Below are 13,756 nucleotides of genomic sequence, written 5' to 3'. Positions count from 1 at the left end.
GGACTATGATGACTCAACCGTTGGCGGGAGCGAAATCAGTGGTAACTGAGAATGAACTGGATATTCGGGGTTTGTTTCGCGTGTTATGGGCAGGCAAACTTTGGATTGCGGGGATCGCGCTGGGGTTTGCACTGTTAGCGCTGGCCTATACGTTCTTTGCAAAACAAGAGTGGAGCGCCACGGCAATCACTGACAAACCAACGGTTAACATGCTTGGGGGGTTCTATTCCCAACAGCAATTCCTGCGAAACCTGGATATCAAAGCTAACCTCGCCACGCCAGATCAGGTCTCCGTTATGGATGAGGCCTATAAAGAGTTTGTGATGCAACTGGCTTCGTGGGATACGCGCCGCGACTTCTGGTCCCAGACGGATTACTACAAGCAGCGTCGGGTTGATAACACCAAAGCCGATGCCGCTCTGCTGGACGATCTGATTAACAATATTCAATTTATGCCGGGCGACGCGCTGCGTAACGTGAATGACAGCGTCAAGCTGATTGCAGAAACCGCGCCGGACGCCAACAACCTGCTGCGTCAGTATGTCGCGTTTGCCAGCCAGCGTGCCGCAAGCCATCTTAACGAAGAGCTTAAAGGCGCCTGGTCGGCTCGTACCATCCAGATGAAAGCGCAGGTGAAACGTCAGGAAGAGGTGGCTAAAGCGATTTTCGCTCGCCGTGTACACAATATTGAGCAGGCGCTGAAAATTGCGGAACAGCACAATATTTCCCGTACTGAGACGGACGTGCCGGCTGATGAACTGCCTGATTCAGAGATGTTCCTCCTTGGCCGCCCCATGTTGCAGGCACGTCTGGAAAACCTTCAGGCCGTCGGTCCTGATTTTGACCTCGATTACGATCAAAATCGCGCGATGCTCAATACGCTTAATGTCGGTCCATCTCTGGACCCGCGTTTTCAGACCTATCGTTATTTGCGAACGCCTGAAGAACCTGTAAAACGCGATAGTCCGCGTCGTGCATTCCTGATGATCATGTGGGGGATTGTAGGCGCACTGACGGGCGCTGGCGTGGCGTTAACGCGTCGTCGCACAAACTAAGAATGCCGTCTACGATGAAGGCTGCGGCCTTCATCGCCTAATCGAAGAGAATCGATGTGAAAGTACTAACCGTATTTGGCACCAGGCCGGAGGCCATTAAGATGGCACCTCTGGTTCATGCGCTGGCCAGCGATCCTGATATTGAAGCGAAAGTGTGCGTCACGGCCCAGCACCGTGAGATGCTCGATCAGGTGTTAACGCTCTTTTCCATCGTCCCGGATTACGACCTCAATATTATGAAACCGGGGCAAGGATTGACGGAGATAACCTGTCGCATTCTGCAAGAGCTGAAGCCTATCCTGGAGTCATTCAAGCCTGACGTGGTGCTGGTACACGGCGACACCACCACGACCGTGGCGACCAGCCTGGCCGCGTTTTACCAGCGAATTCCCGTGGGGCATGTTGAGGCGGGTCTGCGTACCGGCAATCTTTATTCGCCGTGGCCGGAGGAGGCCAACCGCACGCTAACGGGCCACCTGGCGATGTATCACTTTGCGCCTACGGAAAACTCGCGTCAGAACCTGCTGCGTGAAAATATCGCCGATAACAAGATCTTTGTGACCGGCAATACGGTCATCGATGCGTTAATTTGGGTACGTGACCGGGTCCTGGCAAACCACGAGCTTAAGAACGAACTCGCTGCCCGCTATCCATTCCTGCACAACGGCAAAAAAACCATTCTGGTCACCGGCCATCGTCGCGAAAGCTTTGGCCGGGGTTTTGAGCAAATCTGTCACGCGCTGGCTGAAATCGCGGCGCAGAACGACGACGTGCAGATTGTCTATCCGGTCCATCTCAATCCTAATGTCAGCGAGCCGGTTAACCGCATCCTGGGTCATATCGAGAATGTCCTTCTGATTGAACCTCAGGACTATCTGCCGTTTGTCTGGCTGATGAACCATGCCTGGCTGATCCTTACCGATTCCGGCGGCATTCAGGAAGAAGCGCCTTCTCTTGGAAAACCGGTGCTGGTGATGCGTGAAACCACCGAACGTCCGGAAGCGGTCAAAGCCGGTACGGTGCGTCTGGTCGGCACCAACGCGGCACTCATCGTCGAAGAGGTCACGCGCCTTCTGCATGACGACGAAACGTATCAGGCGATGAGCCGGGCTCATAATCCGTATGGAGACGGGCAGGCTTGTGGCCGTATTTTGCATGCACTTAAACACAATCGGGTATCGCTATGAGTTTTACTACCATCTCTGTCATTGGTCTTGGCTACATTGGCTTGCCCACCGCGGCGGCGTTTGCCTCTCGTCAGAAACAGGTTGTCGGTGTGGATATCAACGCCCGTGCGGTGGAAACCATTAACCGTGGCGAGATTCATATTGTCGAGCCCGATTTGGATCGCGTAGTGAAAGAGGCGGTGGAGGGCGGCTTCCTGCGCGCCAGTACCACGCCGGTTGAAGCGGATGCTTACCTGATTGCCGTTCCAACGCCCTTTAAAGGTGACCACGAGCCCGACATGGTCTACGTCGAGGCGGCGGCAAAGTCCATTGCCCCTGTGCTGAAGAAAGGGGTGCTGGTGATTCTGGAATCAACCTCTCCGGTCGGTGCTACCGAGCAGATGGCGCAGTGGCTGGCCGACGCGCGCCCTGATTTAAGCTTCCCGCAACAGGCGGGGGAGCAGGCGGATATCAACATTGCCTACTGCCCGGAGCGCGTGCTACCGGGCCAGGTCATGGTCGAACTGATTAAAAACGACCGCGTCATTGGCGGTATGACGCCCGTCTGTTCCGAGCGTGCCAGCGCGCTGTACAAGATTTTCCTGGAAGGGGAGTGTGTGGTGACAAACTCCCGCACCGCCGAGATGTGCAAGCTGACGGAAAACAGCTTCCGTGACGTTAATATCGCCTTTGCGAACGAACTGTCGCTGATTTGCGCCGATCAGGGGATTAACGTCTGGGAGTTGATTAGCCTGGCGAATCGCCATCCGCGTGTAAACATTCTCCAGCCAGGCCCGGGCGTGGGTGGACACTGCATCGCCGTCGATCCGTGGTTTATTGTGGCTCAGAATCCGGCGCAGGCGCGCCTGATTCGCACCGCGCGTGAAGTGAACGACAGCAAACCTCACTGGGTGCTCAATCAGGTCAAAACCACGGTAGCGGATTGTCTGGCAGAGAGCGGAAAGCGCGCCAGCGAGTTGAAAATTGCCTGCTTTGGTCTGGCCTTCAAACCCAACATTGACGACCTGCGCGAAAGCCCGGCAATGGAAATTGCTCAGATGATTGCCGAATGGCACAAGGGTGAAACGCTGGTGGTTGAGCCGAATATCCATGAGTTGCCGGCAAAACTGGCGGGGCACTGCACGCTGGCTGCGCTGGATGAGGCGCTGGCGACGGCGGACGTGCTGGTGCTGCTGGTGGATCATCAAGAGTTTAAAGCGACGTCCGGTGATGCGGTGCGTCAGAAGTATGTCGTTGATACCAAAGGTGTCTGGCGTTGAACAGCCTGAACGGGGTACTTGAGCCCCTGCAGTGGGAGAGTGCCTTTTTCGGCCTGCCGTCGGCCATTGTGCGTCTGCGCGATGATGCGCCGGTACTGGCTGAATCGGATTTCATCGCCTGGCAACGGATTCAGGCGAAGATCCCGGCGGACCGTACCGACCTGCTTGATGCGCTCCAGCAACGCGGCTTTCAGCTGGTGGAAGGTGAGGCAGACCTTTCCATAACCCTCACCCGGCATGATGCACCCGGCGCTGAAATCGCAACCGAACAGGATATTCCCGTGCTGCGTCAGATGGCGGCTCAGGCGTTTGCGCAGAGTCGCTTTCGTACGCCCTGGTACGCACCTGACGATAGCGGCCGTTTCTATGCCCAGTGGATAGAGAATGCGGTTAAAGGCACCTTTGACCACGTCTGCCTGGTTTTCCGCGCAGGGGACGGTCAACTCCAGGGGTTCGTCTCGCTTCGCAAGCTCAACGTGCGCGAGGCGCGTATTGGCTTATTAGCCGGGCGCGGCATGGGTGAGAAACTTATGCAGGCGGCGCTGCACTGGGCGCAGCAGCAGCAGGTTGAGACGCTGCGGGTGGCGACCCAGGTGGGCAACACCGCCGCGCTTAAACGTTATATTGCGAGTGGTGCCAACATCGACGCCACCGCCTACTGGTTATACAGGTGACAAGATGATTCCATTTAACGCACCACCCGTCGTCGGAACGGAACTCGACTATATGCAGTCTGCCATGGGCAGCGGCAAACTCTGCGGTGACGGCGGTTTCACCCGTCGCTGTCAGCAGTGGATGGAACAGCGTTTTCGCAGCGCCAAAGTACTGCTGACCCCGTCCTGTACGGCATCGCTGGAAATGGCCGCACTGCTGCTGGATATCCAGCCCGGCGATGAAGTGATCATGCCGAGCTACACCTTCGTTTCCACGGCGAATGCGTTTGTCCTGCGCGGGGCGAAAATCATCTTTGTGGATATCCGCCCGGATACCATGAACATTGATGAGACGCTGATTGAAGCGGCGATCACCGACAAAACGCGCGCGATCGTGCCGGTTCACTACGCAGGTGTGGCCTGTGAAATGGACACCATCATGGCCATCGCCAAAAAACATAACCTGTTTGTGGTGGAAGATGCCGCGCAGGGCGTGATGTCGACCTACAAGGGACGCGCACTGGGCACCATCGGCCACATCGGCTGCTTTAGCTTCCACGAAACCAAAAACTACACGGCAGGCGGAGAGGGTGGCGCGACGCTGATTAACGACCGGGCACTCGTGGAGCGTGCGGAAGTGATCCGCGAAAAAGGCACCAACCGCAGCCAGTTCTTCCGCGGCCAGGTAGACAAATACACCTGGCGCGATATTGGCTCCAGCTATCTGATGGCGGATCTGCAGGCCGCGTACCTCTGGGCGCAGCTGGAAGCCGCGGATCGCATCAACCTGCAGCGTCTCTCCCTGTGGCAAACCTATTACGATGCGCTGGAACCTCTGGCAAAAGCCGGGCGTATTGCGCTGCCAACGATTCCGGCGGATTGCGTCCACAACGCACACATGTTCTACATCAAGCTGCGCGATAACGACGACCGCAGCGAGTTCATCGCCTGGCTGAAAGAAGCTGAAATTATGGCGGTGTTCCACTATATCCCGCTGCACTCCAGCCCGGCGGGCGAAGCGTTTGGAACGTTCGCGGGTGAAGACCGTTACACCACCAAAGAAAGTGAGCGGTTGCTTCGTCTGCCACTGTTCTACAACCTCGCGCCAGTTAACCAGCGTACGGTGATTAATACCCTCCTGAGTTATTTCGGCTGATATGTCTCTGGCAAAAGCATCGGTGTGGACCGCCGCGTCCACGCTTGTAAAAATTGGGGCCGGGCTGTTGGTCGTCAAGCTCCTGGCCGTCTCATTTGGCCCGTCAGGAGTGGGGCTGGCGGGTAATTTCCGTCAGCTTGTCACCGTTCTTGGCGTGCTGGCCGGTGCCGGTATCTTCAACGGCGTCACCAAATACGTTGCGCAGTATCATGATGATGCGGCCCAGCTCCGCAGGGTGGTGGGCACCTCGTCGGCGATGGTCACGGGTTTTTCGACCCTGATGGCGATTATCTTTCTGCTGGCGGCGGCGCCCATCAGCCAGGGATTATTCGGTCACACCCACTATCAGGGGCTGGTGCGTCTGGTCGCATTGGTTCAGATGGGAATTGCCTGGGCTAACCTGCTGCTGGCGCTGATGAAAGGGTTTCGTGATGCTGCCGGGAACGCGCTTGCGTTGATCCTGGGCAGCGTCATCGGCGTGATTGCCTATTATTTCTGCTATCGCCTGGGTGGCTATGAAGGCGCACTGCTGGGGCTGGCGCTGGTTCCTGCGCTGGTGGTTGTGCCTGCGGCATTTATGCTGATGCGTCGGGGCGTCATTCCGCTGAGCTACCTGAAACCGCAATGGGACTCGATGCTTGCCAGCCAACTGGGTAAATTTACCCTGATGGCGCTCATCACCTCCGTCACGCTGCCGGTGGCCTACGTGATGATGCGAAACCTGCTGGCGGCGCACTATAGCTGGGATGAGGTCGGGATCTGGCAGGGCGTAAGCAGTATTTCCGATGCTTATCTTCAGTTTATTACGGCTTCCTTTAGCGTTTACCTGCTGCCAACCCTGTCGCGTCTGACGTCCAGACAGGACATAACGCGCGAGATTTTCCGATCGCTGCGCTTTGTATTGCCGGCCGTCGCGGCTGCCAGCTTTACCGTCTGGTTATTGCGCGATGTCGCCATCTGGCTGCTGTTCTCGGCGAAGTTCACCGCCATGCGCGATCTCTTTGCCTGGCAGCTGGTGGGTGATGTACTGAAAGTGGGGGCTTACGTTTTCGGCTATCTGGTGATCGCGAAAGCGTCCCTGCGGCTCTATATCCTGGCGGAAATTAGCCAGTTTGTTTTACTGACGGCATTTTCACACTGGCTGATACCGACGCACGGTGCGCTGGGGGCGGCTCAGGCCTACATGGCAACCTATATCGTTTATTTCGCCGCCTGTTGCGGTGTATTTTTATTGTGGCGTAAACGCGCATGACTGCACTGATTCACATCCTGGGATCGGATATCCCACACCATAACCAGACCGTTTTGCGGTTCTTCAACGACGAGCTGGCATCGGGAGATCCTGATGCGCGTGAGTTTATGGTTGCAGGTCAGGATAAGGGCCTGAGCGAGGCGTTTCCGGCACTGACGATTCGCTTCTGGCCGGATAAGGCCTCACTGGCGAAGGCGGTGGTTGCCAAAGCCAAAGCGGATCGTAAGCAACGTTTCTTTTTCCACGGGCAGTTCAATACCGGCCTGTGGCTGGCGCTTCTCAGCGGAGGGATTAAACCCTCCCAGTGCAGCTGGCATATCTGGGGAGCCGATCTTTATGAAGTCTCCCGCGGCTGGAAATTCCGTCTTTTTTATCCCCTGCGCCGCATGGCTCAGGGGCGCGTAGGCTGCGTTTTTGCTACCCGCGGCGATCTCAACTATTTTGCTAAACAGCACCCGAACGTGCGCGGCGAGTTGCTCTATTTCCCCACTCGCATGGATCCGGCGCTGAACGCCATGGCGAATGACGCGGTGCGAGAAGGCAAGCTGACGATTCTGGTGGGGAATTCCGGCGATCGCAGTAACGAACATGTCGCGGCGCTCAGGGCGGTGCATCAGCAGTTTGGCGACACGGTGAACGTGGTGGTGCCGATGGGCTATCCCGCCAACAACAACGCCTATATCGACGAGGTTCGCCAGCAGGGGCTGGCGCTGTTTAGCGCGGAAAATCTGCACATCCTCAGCGATAAGCTGGAATTTGATGAATATCTTGCGCTGCTGAGAAAATGCGATCTCGGTTATTTCATCTTTGCCCGGCAGCAGGGGATTGGCACGCTGTGCCTGCTGATTCAGGCAGGTGTACCGTGCGTGCTCAACCGCGACAACCCGTTCTGGCAGGACATGGCCGAGCAGCATATTCCGGTGCTGTTTACCTCAGACACGCTGAATGTCGAGGTGGTACGTGAAGCTCAACGTCAGCTCACGCTGGTGGATAAAAACAGCATCGATTTTTTCAGCCCGAATTATCTCACGCCGTGGCACCGCGCGCTGCGTATCGCTGCAGGAGACAAAGCATGAGTCAGTTGCAATTCAGCGGCTTACTGGTTGTCTGGCTTCTGAGCAGCCTGTTTATCGCCACGCTCACCTGGTTTGAATTCCGCCGCGTGCGCTTCAACTTTAACGTCTTCTTCTCGTTACTGTTTCTGCTAACGTTCTTTTTCGGCTTCCCGTTGACCAGCATACTGGTCTTCCGTTTTGACGTGAGCGTCGCGCCGCCGGACATTCTGCTCCAGGCGCTTCTGGCGGCGACCTGCTTCTATGCGGTTTACTACGTCACCTATAAAACGCGTCTGCGTTCAGCGCAGACAGCTGCCCCACGCCGGGCGCTCTTTACCATGAATCGGGTGGAAACCCACCTGACATGGGTGATGCTGATGACTATCGCCCTGGTCAGCGTTGGCATCTTCTTCATGCATAACGGCTTCCTGCTTTTTAAACTCCACTCCTACAGCCAGATTTTTTCGGCAGAAGTCTCGGGCGTGGCGCTTAAGCGTTTCTTCTACTTCTTCATCCCGGCGATGCTGGTGATCTTCTTCCTGCGCCAGGACAGCAAAGCGTGGCTGTTCTTCCTGGTCAGTACCGTCGCATTTGGCATCCTGACCTACATGATTGTGGGCGGTACGCGCGCGAACATCATCATCGCCTTCGCGATCTTCCTGTTTATCGGCATTATCCGCGGCTGGATTTCGCTCTGGATGCTGGTTGCAGCAGGCGTGTTTGGCATTGTGGGGATGTTCTGGCTGGCGCTGAAGCGCTACGGGATGAACGTGGCGGGTGATGAGGCGTTTTATACGTTCCTTTACCTCACGCGCGATACCTTCTCGCCATGGGAAAACCTGGCACTGCTGCTGCAAAATTACGACAAGATTGATTTCCAGGGGCTGGCGCCGATTGTTCGCGACTTCTACGTCTTTATTCCTTCCTGGCTATGGCCGGACCGTCCTGGCGTGGTGCTGAATACGGCGAATTACTTCACCTGGGAAGTGCTGAACAACCATTCCGGTCTGGCAATTTCACCCACGCTGCTCGGTTCCCTGGTGGTGATGGGCGGGGCATGGTTCATTCTCCCCGGAGCGGTTGCCGTGGGGCTGATTATCAAGTGGTTCGACTGGCTTTACCTGCGTGGCAATGAAGAGACCAACCGCTATAAAGCGGCCATTTTGCACAGTTTCTGCTTTGGTGCCATTTTCAATATGATCGTTCTGGCGCGCGAAGGTCTGGACTCGTTCGTTTCGCGCGTGGTGTTCTTCATGGTCGTTTTCGGCATCTGCCTGTTACTGGCCAAACTGTTGTACTGGCTGTTTGACAGCGCCGGGCTTGTGCACAGGCGCGAGCGGCAGGGCAGCACAACGCTGTCTCAAGTCTGAGTAAGGATAGTAATGACTGATAGAATTTCTGCACCGCGCTATGCGCTACGTGGTCTGCAGCTGATTGGCTGGCGCGACATGCAGCACGCGCTGGATTTTCTGTTCGCCGACGGCCAGATGAAATCCGGTACGCTGGTGGCCATCAACGCGGAAAAGATGCTGGCGGTTGAGGATAACGCGGAAGTCAAAAGCCTGATAGACGCGGCCGAATTTAAATACGCGGACGGGATCAGCGTGGTTCGCTCTATCCGTAAAAAGTATCCTGACGCTAATGTTTCCCGCGTGGCGGGTGCCGATCTCTGGGAGCAGCTTATGGCCCGTGCAGGCTCGCAGGGAACGCCCGTGTTCCTGATTGGCGGGAAGCCGGAGATACTGGCCCAGACGGAAGAGAAACTGCGTCGTCAATGGAATGTTAATATTGTCGGCAGCCAGGATGGTTACTTCAAACCGGAAGATCGGCAGGCGCTGTTTGAGCGCGTTCGTGACAGCGGGGCGAAGATTGTCACCGTGGCGATGGGGTCCCCGCGCCAGGAGATCCTGATGCGTGACTGTCGTCTGGTCTGCCCGGATGCCCTCTACATGGGCGTTGGCGGCACATATGACGTCTTTACCGGCCACGTCAAGCGTGCGCCAGCGGTCTGGCAACATCTGGGGCTGGAGTGGCTGTATCGGCTGCTATCGCAGCCGACACGCATTAAACGACAGATCCGTCTGCTTCGCTACCTCGCCTGGCATTACACCGGGAAAATGTAATCAAAATGTAGCGCGATATGCTATTCGCGCTGCAACTCGCCTGCAAAACTGCTGATAATCTGTGCAATGCATTCATTTTTTTTATGCATCGTTTGCCATTTGGCACATTTTAAGAAACCATTCGCTCCGTATTTTAGTCCCCCTAAAAAACAATACCCGGTCTTAAGTCGGGAAACAGCAAACACAATCGAGGATCTATGGCAGAGAAAAAACAGGAGCTACAGCGTGGGCTGGAAGCTCGTCATATTGAACTGATAGCGCTGGGCGGCACTATCGGCGTGGGCCTGTTTATGGGCTCCGCAAGCACGCTCAAGTGGGCAGGCCCTTCCGTATTACTGGCGTACATTATTGCCGGGCTGTTTGTTTTCTTCATCATGCGTTCCATGGGCGAAATGCTCTTCCTGGAGCCGGTAACCGGCTCCTTCGCCGTTTACGCGCACCGGTATATGAGCCCCTTTTTCGGCTACCTGACAGCCTGGTCATACTGGTTCATGTGGATGGCGGTGGGCATCTCCGAGATCACCGCGATAGGGGTCTACGTCCAGTTCTGGTTCCCGGACATGGCCCAGTGGATACCCGCGCTTATTGCCGTGGGGCTGGTGGCGCTGGCAAACCTGGCCGCCGTGCGTCTTTATGGTGAGATCGAGTTCTGGTTCGCGATGATTAAAGTCACCACCATCATCGTGATGATTGTTGTTGGCCTGGGCGTGATTTTCTTCGGCTTTGGCAACGGTGGACACGCTATCGGTTTCGGTAACCTGACCGAAAACGGCGGCTTCTTTGCCGGCGGCTGGAAGGGTTTCCTGACGGCGCTGTGTATCGTTGTGGCTTCGTATCAGGGCGTAGAGCTGATCGGTATTACTGCCGGTGAAGCGAAAAATCCTCAGGTCACGCTGCGTAGCGCGGTGGGCAAAGTGCTGTGGCGCATCCTGATTTTCTATGTGGGCGCGATCTTCGTTATCGTAACCATCTTCCCGTGGAACGAAATTGGCACGACGGGCAGCCCGTTTGTATTAACCTTTGCCAAAATTGGTATCACGGCGGCGGCGGGCATCATTAACTTTGTGGTCCTGACGGCAGCGCTGTCAGGGTGTAACAGCGGGATGTACAGCTGTGGGCGTATGCTCTATGCGCTCTCGAAGAATAACCAGCTGCCTGCGGCGATGAGCAAAGTGTCACGTGCTGGCGTGCCGGTGGCGGGCGTGGCGGTTTCGATTGCGATCCTGCTGATTGGTTCTTGCCTGAATTACATCATTCCCAATCCGCAGCGGGTGTTTGTTTACGTCTACAGCGCCAGCGTCCTGCCGGGCATGGTGCCGTGGTTTGTTATCCTCATCAGCCAGCTGCGTTTCCGTCATGCGCATAAAAAGGCGATTGAAAGCCATCCGTTCCGTTCAATTCTGTTCCCGTATGCGAACTATTTAACGATGGCGTTCCTGATTTGCGTATTAATCGGAATGTACTTTAATGAAGATACCCGCATGTCGCTGTTTGTCGGGATGATCTTCCTGGCCGCTGTAACGGCTGCCTATAAGCTTTTTGGTCTCGGTCGCCGTGCCACCACGCAGAAAGTGGAGGAATAAGCGGCAAAATGTGCAAACGATAACCAAACGCGCATTTTTTTCAAAAAAGCACTAGACAGCGGGGACGGAGGTACGTAATATCCAGCCCCGCAACGGCGCTAAGCGCCCGTAGCTCAGCTGGATAGAGCGCTGCCCTCCGGAGGCAGAGGTCTCAGGTTCGAATCCTGTCGGGCGCGCCATTTTAGTCCCGGCGCTAGAGCTGCGGTGGTCTGAGAAGTAGTCAGTACCGCGTGAAAGAATACAGTGGTGGCTATAGCTCAGTTGGTAGAGCCCTGGATTGTGATTCCAGTTGTCGTGGGTTCGAATCCCATTAGCCACCCCATTATTGAAAGAGTTGTGAATTGCGAAGGTGGCGGAATTGGTAGACGCGCTAGCTTCAGGTGTTAGTGTCCTTAGGATGTGGGGGTTCGAGTCCCCCCCCTCGCACCACGACTTTTTAAATGAATTGAACTAAAAATTCAAAAAGCAGTACATCGGCGAGTAGCGCAGCTTGGTAGCGCAACTGGTTTGGGACCAGTGGGTCGGAGGTTCGAATCCTCTCTCGCCGACCAATTTTGAACCCCGCTTCGGCGGGGTTTTTTGTTTTATGCCACTTTTCACCCCTGTAGTGATTCCCCGACAGCGCCCTGTTTCATTGTCGCGATTCAGCGACATATAATGCATTGAAAATAAACATATTTACTATCCATAGGTTTTGCTGTCTCCTCCTGGCGACATATTTCTGCGTTGACCGATATGTTGTAGCGATTAAGACGACGCTTAATAGCATAATTTCCTTTTATCTTAAAATGTTGCGTCATGTAAAAGTTCTGCGTGTCATGTTGGCACGTTACGTGCAATAATATGCGTGTAGATGCTCATTCCATCTCTTATGTTCGCCTTCGTGCCTCATAAACTCCGGAATGACGCAGAGCCATTTACGGTGCTTATCGTCCACTGACAGATGTCGCTTCGGCCTCATCAGACACCATGGACATAACGTTGAGTGAAGCACCAAATATGTTGTCTTACAGACCTGTTTTAACGCCTGCTTTTATAGCAGGCGTTTTTTTATGCCTTATTCCCGATACCGGCGCACGATCAGGGCAACCATCACCAGGGCCGCTGACGAGACAGCATAGAGTGCGGCTACTGAGCCAAACCCGGCAGCCACTGCCGCTGCAATGCCGGTGAAAAGAGAGGCGCTGAGCGTTTGCCAGCGCCAGGCTTTACCACTGGCCGAAGCGGTTTGCGTAATATGAAAACTACTGAGAACGCCAAACGTCCCGGCCGCGAACAGAACATTCGAAGCCAGATGCGCGATAAAGATCATCCCCAGCGCACATGCCATCCACCCGGACAACAACGGCAGCATTCCATAAGCGGCCAGAAAGATGCCGAGACAAACGATGATGCGTGGCGTGCGAGCGGCAAAGCGCGTCAGGCTCTCTTTTTTTAGCAACATGGGGCCGCAAAGCTGTCCCAGGCTCCTGGCGAAAAGCAGCGGCAAAGCAAGGCCCGCCGCATCCTGAGGATGGAGTTGCTGTGCCAGTGCCGGAAGCAGTGCCATGGCCGGCGAGCCGACGGCCGCCAGCGCTGGCAGGATGAGCAGACTGCGTTTCTGCCGAACGGTCAACGTCCGCCAGCGTAATGCCGCAGGGGCTTCCTCTTCCTCGAGGGACGGGAGTGATGGCGCTGAAAACCGGCGTCCAGCCAGCCATAGCATGAGCAGTGACCCGAGAAAGCTGGCGGCATCAATGGCCAGCAGGGTAAATACGGATATCTTCTGAAACAGCACCACGCCCAGGCCGGTCCCCAGCAAAACCTGAGAAGCAAAAATCACATTTTCCAGACAGGTCGCAGCAGGCAGCTCCGCTTCGCTGAGACCGCGCTTGAAGAGCAACGTCAGCGCGGGCCAGCTCATCCCGCTGAGCAGCGCTTCGGTGGATTGCACGGCGAGTAACGCGGTAACGCTGTGATAACCCACACCAAGGAGGGGAAAGAGCAGGGCGAGCAATCCCAGCGCCTCGGTCAGTATCAGCAGGGCGATCGGAGAACATCGGGAGCACAGCTTTTCGCCGATCGTACTCCCGATAAACCCCGGTACCGTAGCGAAAAGAAAAGCGAGGGTGAGCAGTGCGGGCGGGGCTGACCATGCTAACAGCAAGCCGAAGACCACGACCTGGGTTAAGCCATTCCCCAGCGAAGAAAAGATAAAAGCACAAGCAAGGAGGCGCAGCCAGCGGTGGCAGCGCAGCACTTCAATCAGCGCATACAGAAGCGAATTCATGACGATTTCCTTTCAAAAACGATTAAATCCACGCTGCAGAATGTGCGCGTGTGTGAGAAAAAGTTAATGAAAAGAGATCGTTACATTGGCGGGCTCGTTTGCGGATGCAGGTGTAAAGAATGTAGCAGCAGAAAGGCGATAAAAAAAGGAGGCCGTCTGGCCTC

11 protein-coding genes and 4 tRNA genes are annotated in these 13,756 nt (G+C 55.7%); 14 read left to right on the top strand and 1 reads right to left on the bottom strand.

The window, feature by feature from the left end; genetic code table 11:
- Window positions 1-8 precede the first annotated feature (8 nt).
- The 14 genes from wzzE (at window position 9) to PI91_RS23420 (ending at window position 11,874) form a co-directional block, all read left to right on the top strand.
- Window positions 9-1,055: an ECA polysaccharide chain length modulation protein gene (gene wzzE / locus PI91_RS23485; protein WP_008501563.1), complete on the top strand. Its 1,047-nt coding sequence runs from the start codon at window positions 9-11 to the stop codon at window positions 1,053-1,055.
- 56 nt (window positions 1,056-1,111) lie between these two features.
- Complete coding sequence (gene wecB / locus PI91_RS23480) at window positions 1,112-2,242, top strand: non-hydrolyzing UDP-N-acetylglucosamine 2-epimerase (protein ID WP_039267207.1); 1,131 nt, start codon at window positions 1,112-1,114, stop codon at window positions 2,240-2,242.
- A complete protein-coding gene (gene wecC / locus PI91_RS23475; protein WP_039267206.1) occupies window positions 2,239-3,501 on the top strand; it encodes a UDP-N-acetyl-D-mannosamine dehydrogenase in 1,263 nt (420 codons plus the stop codon). Before wecB ends, wecC begins: the two co-directional genes overlap by 4 nt.
- Window positions 3,498-4,175 (top strand): dTDP-4-amino-4,6-dideoxy-D-galactose acyltransferase, encoded by a 678-nt coding sequence (gene rffC / locus PI91_RS23470; protein ID WP_021242837.1) that lies wholly within the window; start codon window positions 3,498-3,500, stop codon window positions 4,173-4,175. The genes wecC and rffC overlap by 4 nt, the downstream gene beginning before the upstream one ends.
- Before the next feature lie 4 nt (window positions 4,176-4,179).
- Entirely contained in the window at window positions 4,180-5,310 is a 1,131-nt protein-coding gene (rffA, locus tag PI91_RS23465; protein WP_039267205.1) for a dTDP-4-amino-4,6-dideoxygalactose transaminase, read from the top strand.
- Window position 5,311: 1 nt separating this feature from the next.
- Window positions 5,312-6,562: a lipid III flippase WzxE gene (gene wzxE, locus PI91_RS23460; protein WP_008501558.1), complete on the top strand. Its 1,251-nt coding sequence runs from the start codon at window positions 5,312-5,314 to the stop codon at window positions 6,560-6,562.
- A complete protein-coding gene (locus tag PI91_RS23455) occupies window positions 6,559-7,638 on the top strand; it encodes a TDP-N-acetylfucosamine:lipid II N-acetylfucosaminyltransferase (protein WP_039267204.1) in 1,080 nt (359 codons plus the stop codon). The genes wzxE and PI91_RS23455 overlap by 4 nt, the downstream gene beginning before the upstream one ends.
- Window positions 7,635-8,987: an ECA oligosaccharide polymerase gene (wzyE, locus tag PI91_RS23450; RefSeq protein ID WP_021242840.1), complete on the top strand. Its 1,353-nt coding sequence runs from the start codon at window positions 7,635-7,637 to the stop codon at window positions 8,985-8,987. The genes PI91_RS23455 and wzyE overlap by 4 nt, the downstream gene beginning before the upstream one ends.
- Before the next feature lie 12 nt (window positions 8,988-8,999).
- On the top strand, window positions 9,000-9,740 hold the full coding sequence (gene wecG / locus PI91_RS23445; RefSeq protein WP_039267203.1) for a lipopolysaccharide N-acetylmannosaminouronosyltransferase: 741 nt from the start codon (window positions 9,000-9,002) through the stop codon (window positions 9,738-9,740).
- Window positions 9,741-9,937: 197 nt separating this feature from the next.
- The gene (locus PI91_RS23440) at window positions 9,938-11,323 is read left to right on the top strand and encodes an amino acid permease (protein WP_021242842.1); all 1,386 of its coding nucleotides are present in this window, start codon (window positions 9,938-9,940) and stop codon (window positions 11,321-11,323) included.
- Window positions 11,324-11,425: 102 nt separating this feature from the next.
- Window positions 11,426-11,502: transfer RNA gene (locus PI91_RS23435), tRNA-Arg, on the top strand.
- Window positions 11,503-11,569: 67 nt separating this feature from the next.
- Window positions 11,570-11,645 (top strand) — tRNA-His (locus PI91_RS23430).
- A gap of 21 nt (window positions 11,646-11,666) precedes the next feature.
- Window positions 11,667-11,752: transfer RNA gene (locus tag PI91_RS23425), tRNA-Leu, on the top strand.
- A gap of 45 nt (window positions 11,753-11,797) precedes the next feature.
- A tRNA-Pro gene (locus PI91_RS23420) sits at window positions 11,798-11,874 on the top strand.
- 506 nt (window positions 11,875-12,380) lie between these two features.
- Here PI91_RS23420 and PI91_RS23415 read toward each other — a convergent pair.
- The gene (locus PI91_RS23415) at window positions 12,381-13,592 is read right to left on the bottom strand and encodes an MFS transporter (RefSeq protein ID WP_039025155.1); all 1,212 of its coding nucleotides are present in this window, start codon (window positions 13,590-13,592) and stop codon (window positions 12,381-12,383) included.
- Between the last annotated feature and the right edge of the window lie 164 nt (window positions 13,593-13,756).

Source organism: Enterobacter sp. FB (assembly GCF_000805795.1).
Classification (GTDB): Bacteria; Pseudomonadota; Gammaproteobacteria; order Enterobacterales; family Enterobacteriaceae; genus Enterobacter; species Enterobacter roggenkampii.
The sequence above is the reverse complement of the archived record's forward strand: the minus strand, read 5'-3'. Positions and strand labels throughout refer to the sequence as shown.

Excerpts from the sequence above, each read along its gene's own strand:
- wzzE (WP_008501563.1), top strand. The coding sequence starts at position 9 with ATGACTCAACCGTTGGCGGGAGCGAAATCAGTGGTAACTGAGAATGAA.
- wecC (WP_039267206.1), top strand. The coding sequence starts at position 2,239 with ATGAGTTTTACTACCATCTCTGTCATTGGTCTTGGCTACATTGGCTTG.
- rffA (WP_039267205.1), top strand. The coding sequence starts at position 4,180 with ATGATTCCATTTAACGCACCACCCGTCGTCGGAACGGAACTCGACTAT.
- wzxE (WP_008501558.1), top strand. The coding sequence starts at position 5,312 with ATGTCTCTGGCAAAAGCATCGGTGTGGACCGCCGCGTCCACGCTTGTA.
- PI91_RS23455 (WP_039267204.1), top strand. The coding sequence starts at position 6,559 with ATGACTGCACTGATTCACATCCTGGGATCGGATATCCCACACCATAAC.
- wzyE (WP_021242840.1), top strand. The coding sequence starts at position 7,635 with ATGAGTCAGTTGCAATTCAGCGGCTTACTGGTTGTCTGGCTTCTGAGC.
- wecG (WP_039267203.1), top strand. The coding sequence starts at position 9,000 with ATGACTGATAGAATTTCTGCACCGCGCTATGCGCTACGTGGTCTGCAG.
- PI91_RS23440 (WP_021242842.1), top strand. The coding sequence starts at position 9,938 with ATGGCAGAGAAAAAACAGGAGCTACAGCGTGGGCTGGAAGCTCGTCAT.
- PI91_RS23415 (WP_039025155.1), bottom strand. The coding sequence starts at position 13,592 with ATGAATTCGCTTCTGTATGCGCTGATTGAAGTGCTGCGCTGCCACCGC.